Source organism: Catellatospora sp. NPDC049609 (assembly GCF_040675365.1).
Taxonomy (GTDB): domain Bacteria; phylum Actinomycetota; class Actinomycetes; order Mycobacteriales; family Micromonosporaceae; genus Catellatospora.
On the sequence record NZ_JBFAOU010000018.1, the window covers coordinates 1 to 21,607 of the forward strand.

Below are 21,607 nucleotides of genomic sequence, written 5' to 3' on the forward strand. Positions count from 1 at the left end.
GGCCGGGTCGCCGACGGATTTCACCGGTGACGGCAAGGACGACATCGTCACGTTCAACCTCGGCACCCTCAACGACGCCTACGTCGCCACCTCCACCGGAACGGCGTTCGCCGGCACCTCAGTGAAATGGAACGACTTCTTCGGCCTGCCCGGCGAGAAACTACTCACCGGCGACTTCAACGGCGACAGCCGCGACGACATCATCACCTTCACCGGCGGCACCACCGGCACCAACGCCGGAGACGTCTACGTCGGCCTGTCCACCGGCACCGGCTTCCTCGCCGGCGCCAAATGGCACGACTGGTTCGCCCCCGCCGCCGAAGTCCCCGCCGTCGGCGACGTCAACGGCGACGGCAAAGACGACATCATCACCTTCACCCACGACACCCAAGGCGACGTCTACGTCGCCCTGTCCACCGGCACCAGCTTCGCCACCGGCATCAAATGGCACGAATACTTCTCCATCCCCGGCGAACACCCCGCCATCGGCGACGTCAACGGCGACGGACGCGACGACATCATCACCTTCACCCAAGGACCCGCCACCGCAGCCGACGTCATCGTCGCCCTGTCCACCGGCACCACGTTCGGAGCCAGCCAGAAATGGCACGACCTGTTCGCCGTCGGCACCGAACAACCCCGCGTCGGCGACATCAACGGCGACGGCAAAGACGACATCGTCACCTTCACCTGCAACACCGACGCCGACGTCTACGCCGCCGTCTCCAACGGCACCACCTTCATCGGCACCACCGTCAAATGGAACGACTTCTTCTGCCTCGCCGGAGAATTCCCCTACCTCGGCGACTACAACGGCGACGGCAAAGACGACATCATCGTCTTCACCAAAAACACCACCAACGACGTCTTCGTCGGCCTGTCCACCGGCACCGCCTTCCTCGGCGGCGCCAAATGGCACGACTTCTTCGGCCTGAACGGCGAGGTCGTCTACTGATCAGTGACTGTGCTCGGCGCGGGCCTGGAGCAGGCAGCATCTGGCCGCACTGCTCCAGGCCCGCGCGGCGTCGATCAGGGTCAGCAGGCTGCGGCCGAGCGGGGTCAGCGCGTACTCGACCCGGGGCGGGTTCTCGTCGTACGCGGTGCGCGTGACCAGGCCGTCGCGTTGCATGGCCCGCAGGGTCTGGGTGAGCACCTTCGGGGTTACCGCGCGCAGCGGCACCTTCAGCTCGCTGAACCGGCGCGGGCCCGCCTCGAGGCAGAGCACGACCATCGCGGTCCACTTGTCGCCGATCTGCACCGGCAGCGCGCTCGACGGGCATACCGGGTCGAACATCTCGGGGTCCAGCGGCTCGGCCATGGGATCAGAGGGTACCGCCGGTATCGTTGAAGTAACCGGTTTCTCGTGGATACCGTCTCTGACCGGCAACGACTCACGAGCCGGAGGAGATCGGGATGAACGTCGTCGTGTTCGGAGCGGGCGGGCGAGCCGGGCAGGCCGTCACGGCGGAGGCGCGGGAGCGGGGGCACCGGGTCACGGCCGTCGTGCGCGACCCGGCTCGGCACGGCCACCTGGCCGCCGACGGGGTGGACGTGGTGCCGGGCGATGTCACCGACGCGGCCCGAGTGGCGGCAGTGGTACGCGGCCACGACGCGGCGGTCCATGCGGTGTCCCCGTTCCGCGGTCCGGAGCAGGGGTTCGCCGACCTCGATCCGGACTTCTTCGTCAAGGCCGCCGACGCGCTGACCGGCGCGCTGTCCACGGCTGCGCTGTCCACGGCCGCGGTGCCACGGCTGCTGGTGGTGGGCCTGTTCGCGAACCTCGTCGGTGCCGACGGGCGGCCGGTCATGGACGACCCCGCGGCCTTCCCGGCGCAGATCAGGCCGTTCGCCCTCGCGCACACCGCGGGGCTCGACCGGCTGCGGGAGCAGCGGACGGATGTCGACTGGCTGATGCTCACCCCGCCCGCGCGCCTGGCGTACGACGGCCCGCGGACCGGCCGCTACCTGGTCGGTGGCGAGACCGTGCCGCCGGAGTCGGCGCACCTGTCGTACGCGGACCTCGCGGTCGCGGTGGTCGACGAGATCGAGACCCCGCGCCACCACCGCACCCGGATCTCCGTCTTCAACCTCTGAACGCCGCCGGCCAGCCGGTCACCGCGTCACATCCTGCCCCGCCCCGCCCCGCCCCGCCCCGCGCAGGTCGGGTCGGGTCGGCGAAGATCGCTGATCCGTGTCAGAAGGCGCGGTCTGACTGCAGCTATCGACACGGAACAACGATCATCGCCGGGGTCACGGGGTCGCGGGGTGGGGTCGGGGTGGGTTTGGGATAGTGGGCCGGTGCTGATCTACAAGATCCTGTTGCCCTCGGAGTGGGAAGAGTTCCAGGCCAGGGGAGAGTTCGAGGGTTCGGCGCATGATCGCCGGGACGGGTTCATCCACCTGTCGGCCCGGGACCAGGTCGCCGAGACCGCCGGCCGGGTGTTCGCGGCCGAGCCGGAGCTGGTGGTCGCGGCGGTCGACACCGATGCGGTCGCCGCGTGGCTGCGCTGGGAGGAGTCGGCCAGCCGGGGCGCGGCGTTCCCGCACGTGTACGCCGCGCTGCCGCTCAGCGCGGTGGTGGAGGTGTACCGGGTCGGCGGCTCCGCCGAGGTCGACGCGGTGCTGCCCCCGGCGGAGTGACCCCGGGCCGACGACCATCCGCAGTCACCGCGGCAGTCGAAGCGCGGCGCCGCCACTGCGAGGGCTGGCACCGCTCGCGCTGCGACCAGCGGGTCCTCGACTGGCTCGACCAGACCCTGGCGCTGCGCCGTTGACCGGCGATTCCCACTCTTTCCGGCGAATCGGCATGTCGGCGGGACGATCGCGCGATGATCGGGACGGACAACCGTGACGAGCAAGGGGGCGGCATGACCACACCTGGGGACCGCGGGCAGGGGGTGCCCATCCAGCCGGTCGACCCGACGCGCGCGATGGTGACCGTCGCGAGTTATGCGGAGTATGCCGACGCGCAGCGCGCGATGGACTACCTGTCGGACAACAAGTTCCCGGTCGAGCACAGCGCGATCGTCGGCACCAACCTGCGCATGGTCGAGCAGGTGCTGGGCCGGATGACGACCGGCAAGGCGACGCTGTACGGCATCGGCGCGGGCGCGTGGTTCGGCCTGTTCATCGGCCTGCTGTTCGCCATCTTCGTGCCGCGCGCCTGGCTGACCATGATCCTGACCGCGCTGCTGATCGGCGCGATCTGGGGCGCCATCTTCGGCGCCATCGCGCACGCGATGACCCGCGGCAAGCGCGACTTCACCGCCGCCCGCTCACTGCAGGCCGGCGAGTACGGCATCAGCGTCACCGCCGAGTACGCCGACCAGGCCCGCCAACTCCTGGCCCGCCTCAACACCCAGCCCACCACCGCCTGACCCACCCGCAGCCCGTCACCGCCGCCCGGCCCGGCCCACAAGATCGTGTTGATCTTGCGTGAACTGTTGGGGATATGCCCGATCCGGGCGTGTCGTCCCCACAGTTCACGCAAGATCGTCGGGTCAGGGGGCGGGGTCGGGGGTGGGAGGGAGGGTGCGGCCGCGGTTGCGGGATTTGTAGGAGGCGTCGGCGGAGGAGTACTTGGCGGCGCGGGCGATGCTGCCGTGTTCCGTCTGTTCGGCTAGGTAGGCCAGGGAGGAGGCTTCCTCGGCGAGGTCGGCGCGGAGGAAGTCGGGGGCGTTGTCGAGGGCTTCGTCCACGGCGCGCTGGGCTTGGCGGATCTCGGCCAGGGCGGCCCTGGCGGAGCTGGCGCTGAGGTAGCCGGAGGCGCGGCGTTTGGTCTGCTGGACCTGCTGGTAGAGGAGCTCGGTGCGGACGATCGGGTCGGGGACGCGGCCTGCGGCCTGGTCGCCGGGCACGACGTTGACGTGCAGCGGCACGGTGACCGTGTGCTGGGTGAGGCCGGGTAGTTCGACCCAGGTGAACTCGCAGGTCGCGACCTCGGTCAGGCCCAGTGCGGGGATGGCGGGGATGTCGAAGGTGAGCAGGATCTTGCGCTTCTCGTCGGCGTAGAAGCTGCCCAGCTCGGCCAGCACGGCGTCACCGGTGGTGGTGACGGGCAGGTCGTTGACGACCTGGACCGCGCGCACGTGCGGAGCCACCTTGATCAGCAGTGACGCGGCCTGCGCGGTCTGCGACAGCAGCCCGCCGACCTCGCCGGCGATGAGCGCCCCGGCGGTGTCGGCCTCCTCGGCGAACAGCTCGTTGCCGCTGCCGCTGCGGGCGATCGCCGACAGCAGCCGCTCGTCGTAGCCGAGCCCGAAGCCCAGCGTCGAGGAGGTGATCCGCTCGGCGTACGCCTTGGCGGCGACCGCGCCGAGCTGGTCGGGGTCGGTGACCCCGGCGTTGGCGTGGCCGTCGGAGACGAGCAGCACCGTCGCGCCGCCCGCGCCCGCCACCCGCTTGGCCTCCTGCAGCCCGCGCAGGTAACCGGCGGACAGGTCGGTGCCGCCGCGCGCGTACACCTGCGCGATCGCCTGCTTGACGGCGGGCTTGTCGGTCAGCGGCCCGGCCGGGACGGTGACCTCGACCTGGTTGTTGAACGCGACCAGGCCGAAGTGGTCCGCCGGGTCGAGCCGGTCGATCAGGCCGATCAGCGCGGTCTTCGCGCCCTCGATGCGGTCGCCGTGCATCGAGCCGCTACGGTCCAGCACCACCTGGAGCGTGGACGGCGGCCGTGGACCGGCCGCAGCCGGGGCGGGCGGGGCGGTCAGCTCGATGAGCACCGACAGCCGGTCGTCGGTCTCGACGGCGATGACGTCGACGTCGAGGTGCGCGGACAGGTGCACGGCGGTCTCCTTCGGACAGGTTCAGGGGCGGTGCCCGACAGTAGGCAACGGTGTCCACCGCCATGAGGTCCCTGTGCGTGCCGGAGTCCGGAATCGGCTTTGCGCGACCATGATCACGAGGTCTAGGGTGCCTGCGTGCGCGACATCCCCCGGGTCGTCTGGATCCTCGCGATCGGCCGCTTCGTCAACGCCGCCGGCTCGTTCCTGTTCACCTTCCTGTTCCTGTACCTGACCGGGCCGCGCGGGCTGTCGCTCGGCCACGCGGGCCTGGTCAGCGGCGCGCTGGGCGTGGGGCTGCTGGCGGGCAACCTGACCGGCGGCTGGTTCGGCGACCGGTTCGGGCACCGCCGCGTGATGCTGCTCGCCTCGACCGTGTCCGGCCTGGTCACCCTCGCCGTGCCGTGGACGCCGGACGTGCTGCTGGTCGTCGCGACGGCGGCGCTCGGCTACGCCGGGGCCACCGCGGGGGTGTCGCAGGGCGCGCTGACCGCGCTCGCCGTCCCGGCCGGGGACCGGCGGCGCGCCATCGCGGTGGGCCGGGCCGCGTTCAACGCCGGCTGCGTCATCGGCCCGCCGCTGGGCGCGCTGCTCGCCGTCGACCACTTCACCGCGCTGTTCGTCATCGACGGCCTGGTCATCCTGCTGGTGCGTACGGTCACCGCCTTGCTGCTGCGCGACGAGCCCGCCGCGGCGCACCGGCCTGCCGGAGACCGCCCGGCCAGGCTCTGGCGCTCACTGCTGGCCGACCGTGCGCTGCTGACGCTGCTGCCCGCGATCGTCGTGGTCGACGTGGTGTACCGCCAGCTCTACTCGACGCTACCGGTTTACCTGCGCGACCACGGCCAGCCGATGACCCTCTACGCGACGGTCGTCGCCGTCGGCTCGGGCCTGATCCTGCTGCTGGAGATCCCGGCGACGGTGCTGCTGCGCAGGCTGCCCGCGGTCGGGATCATCGCGGTCGGGTACGCCCTGGTCGGCGTGGGCATGGGCCTGTTCGGGCTGGGCACGGGCGCGGCGCTGGTGATCGGGGCGATGGTGGTGCTCACCGCGGGCGAGATCCTCTACAAGACCACCGCGACCGCGCACGTGCTCGACCGGGCCCCGGCCGACCTGACCGGGCAGTACCAGGGCCTCTACACCGGAGCCGCGACCAGCGGCACCATGCTGGCGGCCCCGCTCGGCGCGCTGCTGTACGGCGCCGCGCCCGCGGCACTGTGGCCGGTCTGCTGCGTGCTCGCCGTCGGCGCCGGTGCCCTGGCCTGGCGCTCGGGCAGGTCCGAGCGGGCGCGCGGCCTGGCGCCGGTCGCGGCGACGCCCGGGGCCTGACCTGGCCCGACCCGGCCGGCGTGGTTTGCGCGGGCCGGTGCTGGGAACTCATCCGGGTCATGGGGAAGAAGCCGCTTCGCAAGGGCGAGAAGGTGACCTGGCGCAGCCACGGGCAGACCGTGCACGGCGAGGTCGTCGAGAAGATCACCGAACGGACCGAGGCAGCGGGACGCGAGGTCGCGGCGTCGGTCGAGGACCCGCAGTACCGCGTGGTCAGCGACAAGTCCGGTCGCGACGCGGTGCACAAGCCGGAGGCGCTGCGCCGTGACCGGTGAGGGGCGGGACCAGACGTTCCAGGACTTCGGTGACGCGGTGAACATGACCGCCGCGGAGCTGGAGAAGTGGCTGGACACCGACGACTCCCGAGCCGTCGGGCAGAAGACCGGCGGGGGCGAGTCCACCGGGCACGCGTCCGGGCGGCGGATAGTGGCGTTGCTGCGTACCCGCAAGGCGGACCTCAGCGACGCGGATCTCGCCCACATGCGCAAGGTCGTCGGGTACGTGCACCGCCACCTCGCGCAGCGACCGGACGGCGACGTCGGTGACACCCCGTGGCGGCATTCGCTGATGAACTGGGGCCACGACCCGCTCAAGTGAAGCACCGCCGGTGGGATGATCGGTGTCATGCCCTCCGCACTCGCCCGCCCGCTCGCCGCGGCCGGGATCGTCGCCGTCCTGCTCGGGATGGCGGCCGTCTCGGCTCTGCACGTGCTGCCGCCGACCGCCGACATCAGCCCGGTCCGGCGGACCATCAGCGAGTACGCCCTGCACGAGACCGCCTGGGTGTTCAACCTCGGGGTGCTGGTGCTGGCGGCCGGTTCGCTGGCGGTGTCGGCCGCGCTGGCGTACGCGGGCCAGGTCCGCCTGGCCTCGGTCGCGGGACTGGGCCTGCTGCTGTGGTCGGCGGGGCTGGCCGCGGTCGTCTACTTCCCGAAGCACGACTGGTCGGTCGGCCCGTCGCTGGACGGGCACATCCACCGGGTCGCCAGCCTGGTCGCGTTCCTGAGCCTGCCGGTCGGGGCGCTGCTGGTGGTGCTGGCGTGGCGCCGCGACGCGGGCCGCCGTGCCGACGTGTGGCTGACCGCGGTGCCGGCGCTGGGCGCGCTGGCCATGTTCGGCGTGATCATCGGGGCGGTGCTGCTGGAGCCGTACACCGGCGTCGACTGGTGGCAGGCCATCCCGCTGGGCGCGGTCGAGCGCGGCCTGGCCGCCTTCGAAGTGCTCACGGTGCTCGCCCTGGGCCGCTGGGCCTGGCGCGCCGCCGAAAGGAAGGGCACCTTGTTAACGGACGTCCGTTAACAAGGTGCCCTTCCTTTCCCTCAGGTCGCGGGTTGGGGCTCGGGGAGCGGGGCGGGGGCGGCGCGGCGCAGGAAGGCCCAGGTGGTGAGGCCCACCGGGATGATCAGCCAGCAGGACAGCAGCCGGTATCCGATCACGACGGCCGTCGCCGTGGCCTCGGCCGCCCCGGCGGCGGTCAGCGCGGTCAGCAGGCTCGCCTCGATCACGCCCAGCCCGCCGGGGGAGATCGGGATCTGCCGGACCAGCTGCACCACCACGTAGATCGTGCCGAGCTGCAACAGGCTGAGCGGCAGCCGGAACGCCTGCGCGACGGCGGCGAGGCAGACCAGGTCGGCGACCCAGTTCGCGGCGGCGTAGCCGAGCGCGCCGAGCCGGAACCGGGCCGGGATGGCGGCGCCGGCCGTGACCACACCGGCCAGCAGCTCGCCGAGCCGGGCGAGCTGCCTGCGGAGCCGCGCGGCAAGTCCGTCGGCGGCCTCGGCGGCGCGGGTGCGCTCGGCGGCGCGGGTGGCGCAGGCGGCGGCCGTACGCGTGGTGCCGGCGCGGTGCCGGATGCGCCGCCGCACGGCCAGCGCGGCGATCGACGTGGCGGTGGCCAGGGTCAGCGCCGAGGCGGCGGGGTGCGTCTGCGCGGCGGTGGCGGGGGAGGAGAGCAGGACGACCAGGAATCCGGTCAGGTAGAGCAGGGCCAGCGCGGCGAACGAGGACAGGTTGGACAGCAGCACCACCGCGGTGGCCGCGTCGCGGTCGGCGCCCCAGCGCCGGTAGGACTGGTAACCGAACGCGGCGGACAGCGCCGACCCGGCGGGCAGGCTGCTGGCGATGGCCGAGCGGCTGTACGTGACGGCGAGCGCGCTGCGCAGCGACACGCTCGTGCCGACGCCGCGCAGCAGCCAGACCTGCTGCCGGGCGAACATGGACAGCGACACCCACTCGGCGACCAGCGCGACGGCGAGCCAGGTGAGGTCGCCGCCGGTGAGCACCGGCCAGATCTCGTCCGGGCCGGGCATACGGTCGCGGATGGTCAGCAGCGCCAGCAGGATCACCACGACGGGCAGCAGCCGCCGGGCCCAGCGCAGCCAGCCCGGCCCGGGGCGGGCTGAGGCGGGTTCGTCGTCCGTGTCGGGCGGCGTGGGGGTGTCGAGGGTGTCCTCGGCCGGCGGGAGCAGGCTCACGTTCGGTGACCATACCGGTCGGGAGATCGTTGTCGAGGGGCTCGTAACGTTGGACACAGCGCGTCCGGCCCGGTCAGGCGAACCGCTCGGCGGCGCGGTCGAGCCCGGCGCGGACCGCCTCGCTGAGTGAGACGCCACGCGGCTGCTCGACCCACAGGCCGGTGGCGGTGCGCATCGTCGCCAGGAAGACCGCGGCCATGATCCGCGAGCGCATCGGCTCGTCGGGGTGGCCCGGATCGCGCGCGCCGATCTCGGCGGCGAGCTCCTGTTCGAGCGCGGTCTGCGCGGCGGCCTGCTGGGCGAGCACCGACGGGTGGCGGCGCAGCAGGCGCACCTGGGCCAGCCAGTTCGGGTCCACCGCGCCGACGGCGGCGTAGTGCCGGGCGGTCGCCTCGGTCAGCGCCCGCCACGGCGGCTCGTCGAGCGGGCGGGCGCGCACCTGCTCGAGCAGGCGGCTGACGCGTACGCGGTCGCCGTGCAGGAGGGCGTCCTCCTTGTTGGCGAAGTAGTTGGAGAACGTGCGCCGGGACACACCGGCCTCGTCGGCGACGGCGTCAACGGTGACCGCGTCCAGCCCGCGCTCCAGCGCGAGCCGCAGCGTGGCCTCGTGCAGCGCCTGCCGGGTGGCTTCCTTCTTGCGCTCGCGCAGCGTCGTCGTCGCCTCCACGAGCAGGAGACGATACCGGCGGTGTGACCGATTGCCTAATGGGCAACTTTGCACACTGTGCAAGTTTGATGTCATGCTGCTTGTCATGAGCGCCACCCCCCACGCACCCCGCCACGCCCGGATGGGCCACCGGGAGATCCTGGAGTCCCTCAGCGGGCTCCTGCTCGTCCTGTTCGTGGCCATGATCAGCTCGACCATCGTGTCGACCGCGCTGCCGCGCATCCTCGGCGAGCTGAACGGCACGCAGACGCAGTACACCTGGGTCGTCACCGCGACCCTGCTCGCGGCCACCGCCACCACCCCCGTCTGGGGCCGCCTGGCGGACATGTTCGACAAGAAACTGCTGGTCCTCGCCGCCATCACGATCTTCGTGGTGGGCTCGATGCTGAGCGGCTTCGCCCAGAACGCCGAGCAGATCATCGCCGCGCGGGCGGTGCAGGGCATCGGCGTGGGTGGCCTGCAGGCCCTGGTCCAGATCGTGATCGCGGCGATGATCCCGCCGCGCGAGCGCGGCCGTTACAACGGCTACCTGGGCGCCGTCATGGCCGTGGCCACGGTGGCCGGACCGCTGCTGGGCGGCCTCATCGTGGACACCTCGTGGCTCGGCTGGCGCTGGTGCTTCTTCATCGGCGTGCCCATCGCGGTGCTCGCCTTCGGCCTGCTCTGGTTCACCCTCGACCTGCCGCGCACCGCCCGGGTCAAGGGGAAGATCGACTACTTCGGCGCGCTGCTCATCGCCGTCGGCGTCAGCACCCTGCTGGTCTGGGTCTCGTTCGTCGGCAACTCGTTCGACTGGCTGTCCTGGCAGACCGCCGCGATGGTCGGCGGCGCGCTGGCCGTGCTCGCCCTGGCCGTGCTCGTCGAGCACCGCGCCGAGCACCCCGTGGTGCCGCTCAACGTGATCAAGCAGCGCATCCCGGCGCTGGCGATCCTGGCCAGCCTCGCCGTCGGCATGGCCATGTTCGGCGGCTCGGTCTTCCTCGGCCAGTACTTCCAGATCGGCCGTGGCTACAGCCCCACCGAGGCGGGCCTGCTCACCATGCCGATGATGATCGGCCTGCTGGTCTCCTCGACGGTCTGCGGCCGCCTGGTCAGCAAGTCCGGCCAGATCAAGCCGTACGTCGTCATCGGCGCGATCGTGCTGGTCGTCGGCTTCCTCGGGCTGTCGTTCATCGACCACACCACCCCGCTGACCGCGATCGGCGCGGGCATGCTGCTCGTCGGGGTCGGCGTCGGCATGACCATGCAGAACCTGGTGCTCGCCGTGCAGAACACCGCCGCCATGCGGGACCTGGGCGCGGCCACCGGCTCGGTCACCTTCTTCCGCTCGCTCGGCGGCACCGTCGGCGTGTCCGTACTCGGCGCGGTGCTGGCCAACCGGGTCCAGACCACCATCGTCGAGCACCTGGTCGCGGCCGGTCTGCCCGCCTCGGGCAGCGGCGGCGGCTCGCTCAACATCGCCGCCCTGCCGCCCGTGGCGCAGACCATCGTGCGCGAGGCGTACGGCGACGCCACCGGCCACATCTTCCTGATCTCCGCGGGCATCGGCGTGGTCGGCGTGATCGCCTCGCTGCTGCTGCCGAAGATCACCCTGCGCTCCAGCTTCGAGATGCCGGCTCCCGCGACCGCCGCGCCCGCGGACCAGGACGCCCCGGTGTCACCCGCTCCCGTGGGTGCGCCCGTGCTTGTCGGCGCGGCGGCGGCGCCCGCATTGGCGGCGCTCGCTCCGGCGGTGACCGCAGGGGCGACGCCCGCTCCGGCGGCGCTGGCTCCGGCGGCGACCGCCGCCACCCCGGCGGCCCGGCTGGGTGGTGCGAGTGGATCTAGTGCAGTTGATGCTGCTGGGGCGACATCAACTGCACAAGATTCACCGGAGCCCGTCCTCGCCGTGGCGAAGGCCGAGCAGGGCGCTCCCGCCCCGGTCGAGGTGCCCGTGATCGCGACCGCGCAGCAGTCGATGACCCTGGTCTCCGAGGCGCCGGTGACCGTGGTGGCCAAGGCGCCGGTCACGCTGGTGCTGCACGCGTCGGGTACGGTGCTGGCCCACGCGCCGACGGCCGCGTTCGTGTCCGCGAACCTGGAGCTCCCGGTCGTGGGCGGGCCCGCGCCGGTGGCCGGGAACTGACGGTCGCGGAAGGGAGGCCCATCCATGGACATCCCGCGGCAGCGCGCCGCGGCCGAGCATTACGGCCCCGCCGCGGCGCGCTGCGAGTTCGAGCGCGGCACGGACGGCCCTCGGCTGATCATGGTGGGCGTGGACGGCAGCCCGACGTCCGAACGCGCCGCCGCGTACGCCGCCGGCCTGGCCCGGCGCCAGCGCAGCCGCCTGGCCGTGGTGTTCGTGGGCGCGACGGCGAGCCTGGTCGGCGCGCTCTACGGCCAGGCCGCGGCGGCCGCCGCCGACACCAACGAGGAGCTGGCCGAGGTGCTGCGGGCCGCGGTGAAGGAGCACGCAGAAGAGATCGGGGTGCCGATCACGTTCATCGTGCGGCGCGGCGACCCGTACACGGAGCTGCGCGACACCGCCGACCAGCTCAAGGCCGACATGCTCGTGGTCGGCGCGTCGGCACAGGCCGGGCACCGGTTCGTGGGCTCGGTCGCCACGCGGCTGGTCAAGCAGGGCAGGTGGCCGGTCGTGGTGGTGCCGTAGCAGGCCACTCCCGCAGAACTCGGCGATAACCGACAAATCCTAGTAATTTGAGGAGAGGTCGCGCCAAGGGAGTCTCTGATGACCGACATGCTGGAAACGGACGTCCCGTCCTACCCGTTCGGCAACGACGGCCTCGACCCGCTCCTGCCGCACTTCGCCGAGCAGGGCGGGGGCGTCGGCTGGGTCCGGCTGCCCACCGGGAAGCGGGCGCTGATGTTCACCCGGCACGACCATCTCCGTGAGCTGCTGCGCAGCCCCGACTTCTCCAGCGACTTCACCCGGCCCGGGTTCCCGCTGATCCGGCCGCTGGCCGAGGACATGCCCCGCCCGGACGGCTCGCTGATCCGGATGGACCCGCCCGAGCACACCCGCTTCCGGCGCATGCTCACCGCCGAGTTCATGATCAAGAACATGCGCACCCTGGAGCCGCTGATCCGGCAGACCGTCATCGACGCGATCGAGCAGCTGCGCGCCGCCGGGCAGCCGGCCGACCTGGTCGAGCACTTCGCGCTGCCCGTCCCGTCGATGGTCATCTGCCACCTGCTCGGGGTGCCGTACGCCGACCACGACTACTTCCAGGAGCGCAGCCGCACCCTGCTGACCTGGAAGACACCGCCGGAGCAGGCCAAGGTCGCCATCGAGGACCTGCAGGCGTACCTGCGCGGGCTGGTCGACAAGCGGACGCGCGAGCCGGGCGACGACCTCATCAGCCGCCTCGCCACCGAGCGTGTCGCCGCCGGCGAGATGACCGTGGACGAGCTGGTCGGGCTGTCCGTGCTGCTGCTCATCGCGGGGCACGAGACCACGTCCAACATGCTCGGGCTGAGCACCATGGTGCTGCTGCAGCACCCCGACCAGCTCCGGCGGCTGCGGGAGCGGCCCGAACTGGTCGACGACACCGTCGAGGAGCTGCTGCGGTACCTGACCATCGTGCGTACGGGGCTGACCCGGGTCGCCGTGCGCGACACCGTCGTCGGCGGCCACGAGGTCAAGGCCGGCGACGGCATCATCGCGCTGCTGTCCGCCGCCAACCGGGACGAGGCGGTGTTCCCGGAGGCGGACGCGTTCGACCTGGCCCGCGGATCGCACCAGCACATGGCGTTCGGGTTCGGCATCCACCAGTGCATCGGGCAGCCGCTCGCCCGCGCCGAGCTGCGGATCGCGCTCGCGGAGCTGTTCACGCGGATGCCCGCGCTGGCGCTGGCGATCGACCCGGCCGACGTCGAGTACCGCGACGCGGTGGTGTTCGGCGTGCAGCGGCTGCCGGTGACGTGGTGACCGTCCACCTTCGGGTGATCGTGGACCGCGAGGCGTGCTGCGGGTCGGGCAACTGCGTGCGGATCGTGCCGCAGGTCTTCGACCAGGACGACGCCGAGGGACTGGTGGTGCTGCACGAGGCCGAACCGCCCGAGGAGCTGTACGAGGCGGTGCGCGAGGCGGCGTACAACTGCCCCGCCGGCGCGATAGCGGTCGAGGACACCGACGGCTAGGACGCCGTATCGGGGTCAGTGCGCTGTGGCGGGCTTCCTGGCAGGATCGGCCGAGTCGGCGTTTTGGCCGGGGCGGTGGGTCAGGACCCGGGGGCCGGCGGCGGTCACCGCGACCGTGTGCTCGGAGTGGGCGGTGCGGGACCCGTCGGCGGAGCGGATCGTCCAGCCGTCCTTGTCGTAGGTGATCCTGTCGGTGGAGCGGCAGAACCACGGCTCGATGGCGATGGTGAGGCCGGGGACGAGCTTCATGCCGCGGCCGGGGCGGCCGTTGTTGGCGACGTGCGGGGCCTCGTGCATGGTGCGGCCGATGCCGTGACCGCCGAACTCGCCGTTGACGGGATAGCCGTAGGCGCGGGCGACCTCGCCGATGGCGGCGGACACGTCGCCGAGGCGGCCGCCGGGCTGGGCGGCGGCGATGCCGGCCGCCAGGGCGACCTCGGTGGCCTCGATCAGTCTCAGGTCGGCCGGGTCGGGGGTGCCGACGACGACGGAGACCGCGGAGTCGGCGACCCAGCCGTCGATGCCGACCGCCATGTCGACGCTGAGCAGGTCGCCGTCGCGCAGCACGTAGTCGTGCGGCAGCCCGTGCAGCACCGCGTCGTTGACCGACAGGCACAGCACGTTGCGGAACGGGCCGCGCCCGAACGAGGGGGCGTAGTCCCAGTAGCAGGACGTCGCGCCGCGTTCGGCGATCCGGCGGCGGGCGTGGTGTTCGAGGTCCATCAGGTTGACGCCGACGGCGGCGATCCCGCTCAGCTCGGCGAGCAGCTCGCCGACGAACCGGCCGGTCACCGCCATCCGGTCGATCTCCTCGGCGGACTTGAGCTCGATCACGACTGCCTCCCTCTCCCCATGCGGTATTTTTATACCATGCCGGTCCGGGGCCGGTCGGGGGGATATCCTGCTGGCATGGTTCGCCAACCGCTCACCGCCGAACAGATCGCCGCGGGTCAGCGCCTCGGAGCCGCCCTCCGGGCCGCGCGGGCCGGCCGCAGTCTCGTGGAGGTGGCCCTGGCGGCCGGCATCTCCCCCGAGACCCTGCGCAAGATCGAGGGGGGCCGCCTTCCCGCACCGGCGTTCGGCACCGTGGTCTGCCTCAGCCAGGCCCTCGACGTCCCGCTCGGTGACCTGGCCGAGGTGTGGCTGGCCGACATGCCCGGCCGCCAGGCCTGGCGACCGGCCGCGCCCGTGCTCCAGTAGGCGACGCCGGGCGGCGGTGACCGCCCGGTTCGTCGGGGGAGCTGCTCGCCGAGCTGAGCAGGGTCGCCGCCGTCGGCGTCAACCTGATGGACCTCGAACACCACGCCCGCCGCCGGGGTCCGGCAGCGGTGCCGATCGCCGCGGCGCCGGTCAGCACCAGGGCAGGCGGATCGCCTCCAGCTCGGCATCGGCCAGCACCGACTCGACCAGGCCGGTCGGCCCGCTGACCTTGGTGCCCCACAGGTCCCAGTCGGACCAGGTCACCCAGGACCGGTCCGCGGGCCACAGGTTGGCGGGCGAGCCGCTGCCCAGCTCGTGGTCGTACAGCTCGGCGGCGTCGCCCAGCCGTCCCGCCAGCACGTGTCCCTGCTGGTCGACCGATGCCCCGGGCGCGACGTACGCCAGCACCGGCGTGTCCGCTCCCGCCCACGCCGTCAGCAGCTCCACCAGCCGCAGCCAGCCCTCCCGGTCCAGCGACCCCTCGCCGGGCGGCTCGATGCTGGCGGGCCAGCTTCCGGCCGGATGCGATCCGGGCAGGCTGCGAAAGCTCGGCCTGGTGCCGGGGGTGACGACCGGTTCGTCGGTGCGTTCGGCGAGCTCGGCCCAGCGCAGCCGGCGCCAGCCCGGCCCCGGGTGCTGCGAGCGGCCCAGCGCCCCGCCGGTGTCGACCACGCCCCACTCGTCGAGGTTGATCCCGCCGACGAGCTCCGGCTCGACCAGGTCCGCGTCCAGCAGGCTCTCCCGCACCTGCTGGTGGGTGGTCTCGGTGGGACCGGACTCCCATTCGTACATCGCGTGCAGGATCCACACCGCGTCCGGCCGGGGCCCCGGGTCGTAGCCGGTCCACTCGCCGTCGGGGCACAGCTCGGCCAGCCACCCGGCCTCGTCGAGCTGCGCTTCACGCCACCCGTCGCTCATGGCTCATCACATCACATGATCGGCCCGCGGGGTGGTCGCCGGGCGCGGAACGCGGCCGATGTGGACCCTCCATTCGGCCGAGGGACGGGCGGCCGGTGATCGGGATACTGGATCGATGCCGAGAATTCTCGCCGACGCCGCCCCGCCACCGGAGACGATGCTGGGCATCGGGGCCGCCGTGCTCTGTGCCGGCGCGGCCGCCGTGATCGCCGTCGTCATCGTGGTCGTCGTGCTGGTCAAGCGCTCGCGTAAATGAGCCCCGCCGTCACCGAGGCGGCGTTGGCGGCCACCGCGAGCACCGCGAGCAGCAGATCGCGGCGGCGCAGCCACCAGGCCAGCAGCGCCGCCTCCACGCCGCACACCGCCACCTCCGCGACAACCATGATCAGGGGGTACGCCGACAGCGCCGTCCACGGCCCCAGCAGCCACCACAGCAGCGGATGCGTCGCCAGGTTCACGCCCAGCGCGCACAGCAGCGCCCGCCGCCGTCCCACCCCCCAGCCCCGGCGCAGCGCGACGGCGTACACGGGGAGCTCGACGGCCAGCGTCAGCGCGAGCGCGGCCGGGTAGGGGAGCATCGCATGACGGTAGCGACCGTGCAGGCACCGCGCACCCCCGCGCCGCCGCGCGCGACCGCGCTCGCGCTGGGTTTCGCGGTCTGCGCGGCCCTCGCGCTGACCGCCGCGCTGCGGGCCCCGCTGGCCACCACCGTGCTCGGGCTCATCGCGTTTGGGGTCCTGCACAACGTCCTGGAGCTGCGCTACGTCGCCGGGCGGTTCGCGCACGTGCTCACCGGGCGGCTGCTGTGGACCGCGCTCGCCCTGGTCACCGCGATCGTGTTCTGCCGGCTGCTGGCGCTGCGGGTGCCCGAGATCGTGCTCTGCTACGGCGTGCTCGCCGCCGGGCTGTGGCACGCGCTGCCCCGGCGTTGGCTCGCCCCGGCGCTGGCCGGGCTGGCCGGTGCGGCGGCGGTGTCGCTGGCCTGGCCCGCGTACCACTTCGTGGTCCTGGCCCATCTGCACAACGTGGTGCCGCTGTTCTTCCTGTGGGAGTGGTCGCGGCGGCTGCCCGGCCGCGAGCGCGGCGTCTTCCGCGCCGCGCAGCTGGGCTGGGTGCTGGTGGTGCCCGCGCTGCTGCTGGCCGGGGTGTTCGATCCGCTGCCGGCCGACGGGTCGGCGGCGGTGGTCGCGTTCGCGGGCACACCCGAGTCGCTCGCGGCGCCGGTGACGCCGCCGGGGCTGACCGCGGGGCTGCGCTTCCTCGCCGTGTTCGCGTTCCTGCAGGCCATGCACTACGTGGTGTGGCTGGGGTTCCTGCCGCGCTACGCGCCCGACGCGGCGGCGGCGTTCGAGCAGCGGGTGCCGTGGCTGGCCGGGTGGCGGCCGTGGGCGCTGGGCGCGGCCGCCGCGCTGGTGCTCGGGGTGCTGTTCCTCGCCGACTACGGCCAGGGCCGCACCGTCTACCAGGCATTCGCCAGCTACCACGCGTATCTGGAGTTCCCCGTGCTGCTGGCGCTGCTGTTCGGCGTGCGCCGGTAGGGCAGGATGGGCCGATGCCAGTGGTGGAGGCCGTCGCCGTCGTGCCCGTGCCGCCGGAGGTCGCGTTCGCCGTGTCGCAGACCACCGGCGAGATCCGCTACCGCTGGGACCCGTTCGTACGCCGCCAGCAGCTGCTCGACGGCGCGGCCCGGCCGGGCAAGGGCGTGCGCACCTACACCCGCTCGCGGCACGGCCTGTCGATGGTCAGCGAGTACGTCTCCTACGCCCCGCCGACGAACGTGGGCATGAAGATGGTGCGTGGCCCGTGGTTCTTCGCGATGATGGCGGGCGGCTGGCGGTTCGCGCCCGCTTCGGAGCCCGGCCACACCGTCGCGACCTGGCGCTACCACTTCCGCACCCGGCCCGCGCTGCTCGCCCCGCTCGCCGACCGCATCGGCGTCTGGCTGCTGGGCCGCGACATCCGCCGCCGCATCCAGGGCTTCGCCCGCGGCTGCCAGGACCCCGTCGTCCTCGCCGCCGTCACCGACACCCGCCCCTGACGCCCACCCGCGCGGGTCGCGCGTCCGGTGGTGATCGCGGTTTCCGGTCAGAACCTGGAGTCCTACCAGAGGTTCTGACCGGAAACGGCGATCTTGCCCCGCGGGCTCAGCCCAGCGCGACGTGGAGGATGCGCTCGTTGCTGTTGTCGGGGACGCTGTCCTTGTCGCCGGTGTTGGAGGTGGTCAGCCAGAGGCCGCCGGTGGGGGACGGCTCGACGGTGCGCAGGCGGCCGTACGTGCCGACGAAGTACGACTGCACGTTCGTCAGGCTCGTGCCGCTGATCACCGCCCGGTAGAGGCGGGCGCCGCGCAGGCAGGCCACGTACAGCGCGTCACGCACGATGGCGATGCCGCTGCACGAGCCCTCCGACGTCGGATACGTGCGCTTGGGTGCGATGAAGCCGGCCGTGCCGCAGGTGCCGGTGGTGCCCTCGCAGGCGGGCCAGCCGTAGTTGCCGCCCCGCTCGATCAGGTTCGTCTCGTCCATGACCGAGTTGCCGAACTCCTGCTGCCACAGCCGTCCCTGCGCGTCGAAGGCCAGGCCCTGCGGGTTGCGGTGGCCGTAGCTCCACACCAGGTTGCCGAACGGGTTGTCCGCCGGCACGGTGCCGTCGGCGTTGAGCCGCAGGATCTTGCCTTCGAGCCGGTTGCGGTCCTGCGCCCAGTTGCCGTTCTGCGCGTCGCCGGTGGCGGCGTAGAGCTTGCCGTCCGGGCCGAAGCGCAGCCGCCCGCCGTCGTGGTACTTGTTGCGCCCGATGCCGCTGACCAGCACCGCGAGGCTCGCGGTGTCGAGCCGGTCGTCGACGACCCGCATCCGCACGATCCGGTTGTCGGTGGGGGAGGTGTGCATGACGTACAGCCACGGGTTGCTCGCGAAGTCGGGCGCGACGGCGATGCCGAGCAGGCCGCCCTCGCCGTCGGTGCTCTGCGCGTTGGGCACCGTGCCCAGCGTCGTCTTCGCGCCGGTGGTGGGGTTGAGGCGGATGACGTCGTGGGCGTCGCGGCGGGAGTAGAGGATCGACCCGTCGGCCAGGGTGGCCAGGCCCCACGGGATGTCGGTGTCGGTGGCGACCTGGGTGACCGTGCAGACGGTGCAGCCGCCGGTGGTGGTGACGGTGGCGGTGTTGCTGCGCGGCGAGGTGTTGCCCGCCGCGTCCCGCGCGGTCACGTGGTACTGGTACGCGGTGTTCGCGGCCAGGCCGCTGTCGATGAACGTGGTGGCGGGCGGGTTGCCGCTGACCGTGCCGACCAGCGCGCCGCCCCGGTACACGTCGTAGGCGCGTACCCCGACGTCGTCGGTCGCGGCGGTCCACCGCAGCGTGACGGTGGTGCCGGCGGCGGTCCCGGCCAGCTGCGACGGCGCCGTCGGCGCGGTGGTGTCGACCTGGCACTGCGGCGGGGTGATGGTCACCGTGGTGCTGGCCTGCGAGACGTTGCCCGCCGCGTCGCGGGCGTTGACGTACAGGCCCCAGGTCGCGCCGGCCACCACGGTCAGGTTCGCCGACAGGGTGCTGCCGCTGACCGAGGTCATCTGCTGGCCGTCGTGGTAGATGTCGTAGAACGCGACGCCGACGTTGTCGGTGGCGGCGTTCCAGGCGAAGGTGACCGAGTTGCAGGTCAGGTTGCTGATCCGCGGGTTGCCGGGGACCGTCGGCGGCTGCGTGTCGGCCGGTGGCGGCGACGACGGCGCGGCCGAGGACGGGGTGACCGCGCCGGTGCAGGTGACGCCGTTCATGGTGAACACGGTCGGGACCGGGTTGCTGCCGGTCCAGCTGCCGTTGAACCCGAACGCGGTGCTCGCGCCGGTGGCCAGCGACCCGTTGTAGGCGGCGTTGCGGACGGTGACCTGCGCGCCGGACTGGGTGTGGGTGCCGTTCCACAGCTGGGTGATGGTCTGCCCGGCGCCGAACGACCAGCCGACCTGCCAGCTGCTGACCGGGTCGCCGAGGTTGGTGAGGCTGACGGTGGCGCCGAAGCCGCCGGTCCACTGGCTGGACACGGTGTACGTGACGCGGCAGCCGGCGGCCGCCTGCGCGGCGGTGACGGCGGCGACGGCACCGGCGGTGGCCGCGAGGGTGGCGGCCAGCAGCACGGCCAGCCGCCTTCTTGTCGAGTGCATCGGAGTCTCCAGGACATTCGGGACGCCGTGCGGGCCTGACCCGCGGGGGCGGCGTCGTGGTCGGGAATGGACGTCCGAGGGGGAGGAGAGGGGGAGATGGGCGCGCACGCGGCGGGCCCGGTGGCGTGCGCCCTCGCACCGGGACTTTGCCGAGCCGCCTGGCGGCACGCCGCGACCGAGATGGTTTCGGCTCACGTTCTGCGCCACGTGGCAGAAGACTCCCGATAGGAGGCTAATCGGGCGAAAGCCGTCGCACAAGGCGACGGCACCGGTCGATGTGTCGAGCGGGAACCCGCGGGCTCAGACGCGGTGCGCGGGTGGGAAACCGGTCCAGCGCAGGTGCTCGGGCAGGTGGGCCAGGTCGTTGAAGGTCACCAGGGCCGGTGGCCGCCCGTCGCGGTAGAGCAGCACGGTCAGCCCGCAGTTGGCCTGGTTGACGCCGATCCAGCGGGCCGGCGGGGCGTCCAGCGCGTGCCGCACCAGCCACGCGACCAGGAAGTTGTGCGTGACCAGCAGCTCGCGGGTGTCGCGCTCGGCGGGCCGGGCGAACCGCGCCTCGGCGGCCGCCGCCAGCGCCGCACCCTCGGCGATCTCCTGCTCGCTGTACCCGTCCAGGAAGTGCGCGTACGCCGCGGGCAGCTCCTCGGGCGCGGGCCGGTGCGGCACGTAGTCACCGGCCAGGTCGCACTGCTCGACCGGCACACCCGGCAGGTGCGCGGTGATCAGTTCCGTGGTCTGCACCGCCCGGGTCACCGGGCTGTGCCACACCCCGTCGAACGGCATCCCGGCCAGGCGCCGGCCGGTCAGCTCGGCCTGCTCCCGCCCGGCCGCCGTGAGCGCGCCGAGCGGGTCGGCCTCGCCGTGCCGGACCACATAGAGCAGACGGTCGGCCATCGTCAGCCCCTCGCCACGAGCTGGGCGTACTCGGCAGAGTCGAGGAACTGCGCCAGCGCGACCGCGGTGCCCGGGGTGAACTCGCGGCCGTCGAGGATCCGGTCGGCGGGCACGAAGACGATCGCGGCGCCCTCGCCGACCACCACGTCGTCCTGCACCGCGCTGGTCGGGCCGTAGAAGTAGTGCTTGAGCCGGTTGGTCGCGGGCAGCGGCTGGGTCAGGAACAGCCGCAGCGGCTCCTCCGGGCGCAGCGCCGTCTCCTCCAGCAGCTCCCGGGGCGCGGCCTCGGCCGGGGTCTCGCCGGGCTCGACGTGCCCGCCGGGCAGGCCCCACACGTTCGGGTGGTGCGGGGCGTGCTCGTCGCGCAGCTGCAGCAGCAGCGCTCCCGTCCGGTCGACGAGCATGACGGCGGCTAGTTCCACGACCTGGTTTTCCACGCCGCCCAGCCTAGGGCAGGCGCGGTCGGCTTGCGGGCCCCTGTCACAGTGATGGCCCACCGGACACGGGGAGACAGACACATGGCCGACCGACGGCTGAGATCGCGCGACGTGGCGCTGGGCGCGGCGTTCCTGGGACTGGCGGCGACGTCGGTGGGCTGCGGCTTCGGCTCGGTCGGCCCGCCCGACGACCCGCACTACCAGCCCAACTACAGCTCCGGCAGCTACGGCGACCCGGGCACCGTCTACGATCCGCCGCCGGTGCAGCTCAACACGCCGATCCCGCCCGCGCCCGACCCGGTCTACACCCCCGACGAGGACACCTACGTCTTCTACTGCGTGGACGAGACCGAGCTGATCGTCGACCCCGGCAACTGCGACGCCAACGTCGCCCTGGACGACACCTGGCCGTACTTCCTCGCCTTCTCGACGCTGTACGCGCGCAACCTGCGGCCCGGCATGCGGCTGCCGTCGGGCGGCGACATGTTCAACGCCTCCGACACCTCCGCCCGGTCGGGCTGGGGCCTGCCGTCGCGGATCACCAACGGCAGCACCGTGCGCTTGGGCATCGTCGGCGGCAGCGGCAGCGGCACGGTGGGCAGCTGAG

Annotated in this window: 25 protein-coding genes and 3 pseudogenes; 18 read left to right on the forward strand and 10 right to left on the reverse strand. The window is 72.7% G+C overall.

What is annotated here, in order from left to right:
- On the forward strand, positions 1-955 hold a 955-nt coding region (locus AB0J67_RS07855; protein WP_363477727.1), incomplete at its 5' end, for a VCBS repeat-containing protein.
- Here AB0J67_RS07855 and AB0J67_RS07860 read toward each other — a convergent pair.
- On the reverse strand, positions 956-1,318 hold the full coding sequence (locus AB0J67_RS07860) for a helix-turn-helix domain-containing protein (protein ID WP_363477729.1): 363 nt from the start codon (positions 1,316-1,318) through the stop codon (positions 956-958).
- 95 nt (positions 1,319-1,413) lie between these two features.
- Between AB0J67_RS07860 and AB0J67_RS07865 the strand changes: the two genes are divergently transcribed.
- From AB0J67_RS07865 to AB0J67_RS07875, 3 genes are all read left to right on the forward strand, one after another.
- Entirely contained in the window at positions 1,414-2,094 is a 681-nt protein-coding gene (locus AB0J67_RS07865) for an NAD(P)H-binding protein (protein ID WP_363477732.1), read from the forward strand.
- A 204-nt stretch (positions 2,095-2,298) separates the two neighbouring features.
- Entirely contained in the window at positions 2,299-2,640 is a 342-nt protein-coding gene (locus tag AB0J67_RS07870; protein WP_363477735.1) for a DUF952 domain-containing protein, read from the forward strand.
- 290 nt (positions 2,641-2,930) lie between these two features.
- On the forward strand, positions 2,931-3,377 hold the full coding sequence (locus AB0J67_RS07875) for a general stress protein (protein WP_363477956.1): 447 nt from the start codon (positions 2,931-2,933) through the stop codon (positions 3,375-3,377).
- Positions 3,378-3,500: 123 nt separating this feature from the next.
- Here AB0J67_RS07875 and AB0J67_RS07880 read toward each other — a convergent pair whose 3' ends face one another.
- Positions 3,501-4,787: a VWA domain-containing protein gene (locus tag AB0J67_RS07880; protein WP_363477738.1), complete on the reverse strand. Its 1,287-nt coding sequence runs from the start codon at positions 4,785-4,787 to the stop codon at positions 3,501-3,503.
- Between the two features lie 135 nt (positions 4,788-4,922).
- Here AB0J67_RS07880 and AB0J67_RS07885 point away from each other — a divergent pair, with 135 nt between their 5' ends.
- The 4 genes and pseudogenes from AB0J67_RS07885 (at position 4,923) to AB0J67_RS07900 (ending at position 7,412) form a co-directional block, all read left to right on the forward strand.
- On the forward strand, positions 4,923-6,113 hold the full coding sequence (locus AB0J67_RS07885; protein ID WP_363477741.1) for an MFS transporter: 1,191 nt from the start codon (positions 4,923-4,925) through the stop codon (positions 6,111-6,113).
- 59 nt (positions 6,114-6,172) lie between these two features.
- A complete protein-coding gene (locus AB0J67_RS07890) occupies positions 6,173-6,388 on the forward strand; it encodes a DUF2945 domain-containing protein (protein ID WP_363477743.1) in 216 nt (71 codons plus the stop codon).
- Positions 6,378-6,707, forward strand: a pseudogene (locus AB0J67_RS07895) (DUF3140 domain-containing protein); the annotation flags it as partial. The gene AB0J67_RS07890 and the pseudogene AB0J67_RS07895, both read left to right, overlap by 11 nt.
- 30 nt (positions 6,708-6,737) lie before the next feature.
- Positions 6,738-7,412 (forward strand): DUF998 domain-containing protein, encoded by a 675-nt coding sequence (locus AB0J67_RS07900; protein ID WP_363477746.1) that lies wholly within the window; start codon positions 6,738-6,740, stop codon positions 7,410-7,412.
- Between the two features lie 20 nt (positions 7,413-7,432).
- Here AB0J67_RS07900 and AB0J67_RS07905 read toward each other — a convergent pair whose 3' ends face one another.
- Both AB0J67_RS07905 and AB0J67_RS07910 read right to left on the reverse strand, forming a co-directional pair.
- Positions 7,433-8,587 carry a lysylphosphatidylglycerol synthase transmembrane domain-containing protein gene (locus AB0J67_RS07905; protein WP_363477749.1) on the reverse strand — a complete coding sequence of 385 codons (1,155 nt, stop codon included), beginning with the start codon at positions 8,585-8,587 and terminating at the stop codon, positions 7,433-7,435.
- Between the two features lie 73 nt (positions 8,588-8,660).
- Entirely contained in the window at positions 8,661-9,254 is a 594-nt protein-coding gene (locus AB0J67_RS07910; protein WP_363477752.1) for a TetR family transcriptional regulator, read from the reverse strand.
- Between the two features lie 85 nt (positions 9,255-9,339).
- Between AB0J67_RS07910 and AB0J67_RS07915 the strand changes: the two are divergent.
- The 4 genes and pseudogenes from AB0J67_RS07915 to AB0J67_RS07930 form a co-directional block, all read left to right on the forward strand.
- Positions 9,340-10,872, forward strand: a pseudogene (locus AB0J67_RS07915) (MDR family MFS transporter); the annotation flags it as partial.
- Between the two features lie 531 nt (positions 10,873-11,403).
- Positions 11,404-11,904 carry a universal stress protein gene (locus tag AB0J67_RS07920; protein WP_363477755.1) on the forward strand — a complete coding sequence of 167 codons (501 nt, stop codon included), beginning with the start codon at positions 11,404-11,406 and terminating at the stop codon, positions 11,902-11,904.
- A gap of 78 nt (positions 11,905-11,982) precedes the next feature.
- Complete coding sequence (locus AB0J67_RS07925; RefSeq protein WP_363477758.1) at positions 11,983-13,182, forward strand: cytochrome P450; 1,200 nt, start codon at positions 11,983-11,985, stop codon at positions 13,180-13,182.
- Positions 13,179-13,394, forward strand: a complete 216-nt coding sequence (locus tag AB0J67_RS07930) for a ferredoxin (RefSeq protein ID WP_363477761.1) — start codon at positions 13,179-13,181, stop codon at positions 13,392-13,394. Before AB0J67_RS07925 ends, AB0J67_RS07930 begins: the two co-directional genes overlap by 4 nt.
- Before the next feature lie 15 nt (positions 13,395-13,409).
- Here the strand turns inward: AB0J67_RS07930 and map are convergent, their stop codons facing one another.
- Complete coding sequence (map, locus tag AB0J67_RS07935; protein WP_363477764.1) at positions 13,410-14,228, reverse strand: type I methionyl aminopeptidase; 819 nt, start codon at positions 14,226-14,228, stop codon at positions 13,410-13,412.
- Positions 14,229-14,303: 75 nt separating this feature from the next.
- On the opposite strand from map, the gene AB0J67_RS07940 reads away from it, so the two are divergent.
- Both AB0J67_RS07940 and AB0J67_RS07945 read left to right on the forward strand, forming a co-directional pair.
- Complete coding sequence (locus AB0J67_RS07940) at positions 14,304-14,594, forward strand: helix-turn-helix transcriptional regulator (protein WP_363477767.1); 291 nt, start codon at positions 14,304-14,306, stop codon at positions 14,592-14,594.
- A 16-nt stretch (positions 14,595-14,610) separates the two neighbouring features.
- A pseudogene (locus tag AB0J67_RS07945) lies at positions 14,611-14,710 on the forward strand (type I methionyl aminopeptidase); the annotation flags it as partial.
- A gap of 34 nt (positions 14,711-14,744) precedes the next feature.
- On the opposite strand, the gene AB0J67_RS07950 reads toward AB0J67_RS07945, so the two are convergent.
- Positions 14,745-15,512 carry a hypothetical protein gene (locus tag AB0J67_RS07950; RefSeq protein WP_363477770.1) on the reverse strand — a complete coding sequence of 256 codons (768 nt, stop codon included), beginning with the start codon at positions 15,510-15,512 and terminating at the stop codon, positions 14,745-14,747.
- 115 nt (positions 15,513-15,627) lie between these two features.
- Between AB0J67_RS07950 and AB0J67_RS07955 the strand changes: the two genes are divergently transcribed.
- Positions 15,628-15,768, forward strand: a complete 141-nt coding sequence (locus AB0J67_RS07955) for a hypothetical protein (RefSeq protein WP_363477773.1) — start codon at positions 15,628-15,630, stop codon at positions 15,766-15,768.
- Here AB0J67_RS07955 and AB0J67_RS07960 read toward each other — a convergent pair.
- The gene (locus tag AB0J67_RS07960; RefSeq protein ID WP_363477776.1) at positions 15,749-16,090 is read right to left on the reverse strand and encodes a hypothetical protein; all 342 of its coding nucleotides are present in this window, start codon (positions 16,088-16,090) and stop codon (positions 15,749-15,751) included. The two genes, AB0J67_RS07955 and AB0J67_RS07960, sit on opposite strands and share 20 nt — an antisense overlap.
- Positions 16,091-16,093: 3 nt before the next feature.
- Between AB0J67_RS07960 and AB0J67_RS07965 the strand changes: the two genes are divergently transcribed.
- Both AB0J67_RS07965 and AB0J67_RS07970 read left to right on the forward strand, forming a co-directional pair.
- Positions 16,094-17,050: a hypothetical protein gene (locus AB0J67_RS07965; RefSeq protein ID WP_363477779.1), complete on the forward strand. Its 957-nt coding sequence runs from the start codon at positions 16,094-16,096 to the stop codon at positions 17,048-17,050.
- A 14-nt stretch (positions 17,051-17,064) separates the two neighbouring features.
- Positions 17,065-17,550: an SRPBCC family protein gene (locus AB0J67_RS07970; protein WP_363477782.1), complete on the forward strand. Its 486-nt coding sequence runs from the start codon at positions 17,065-17,067 to the stop codon at positions 17,548-17,550.
- Between the two features lie 106 nt (positions 17,551-17,656).
- Here AB0J67_RS07970 and AB0J67_RS07975 read toward each other — a convergent pair whose 3' ends face one another.
- From AB0J67_RS07975 to AB0J67_RS07985, 3 genes are all read right to left on the reverse strand, one after another.
- Complete coding sequence (locus tag AB0J67_RS07975; RefSeq protein WP_363477785.1) at positions 17,657-19,669, reverse strand: PQQ-dependent sugar dehydrogenase; 2,013 nt, start codon at positions 19,667-19,669, stop codon at positions 17,657-17,659.
- A 300-nt stretch (positions 19,670-19,969) separates the two neighbouring features.
- Positions 19,970-20,563 (reverse strand): histidine phosphatase family protein, encoded by a 594-nt coding sequence (locus AB0J67_RS07980; protein ID WP_363477788.1) that lies wholly within the window; start codon positions 20,561-20,563, stop codon positions 19,970-19,972.
- Between the two features lie 2 nt (positions 20,564-20,565).
- Complete coding sequence (locus AB0J67_RS07985) at positions 20,566-20,967, reverse strand: NUDIX domain-containing protein (protein WP_363477959.1); 402 nt, start codon at positions 20,965-20,967, stop codon at positions 20,566-20,568.
- 114 nt (positions 20,968-21,081) lie between these two features.
- On the opposite strand from AB0J67_RS07985, the gene AB0J67_RS07990 reads away from it, so the two are divergent.
- Positions 21,082-21,606: a hypothetical protein gene (locus tag AB0J67_RS07990; protein WP_363477791.1), complete on the forward strand. Its 525-nt coding sequence runs from the start codon at positions 21,082-21,084 to the stop codon at positions 21,604-21,606.
- Position 21,607: the final 1 nt, after the last annotated feature.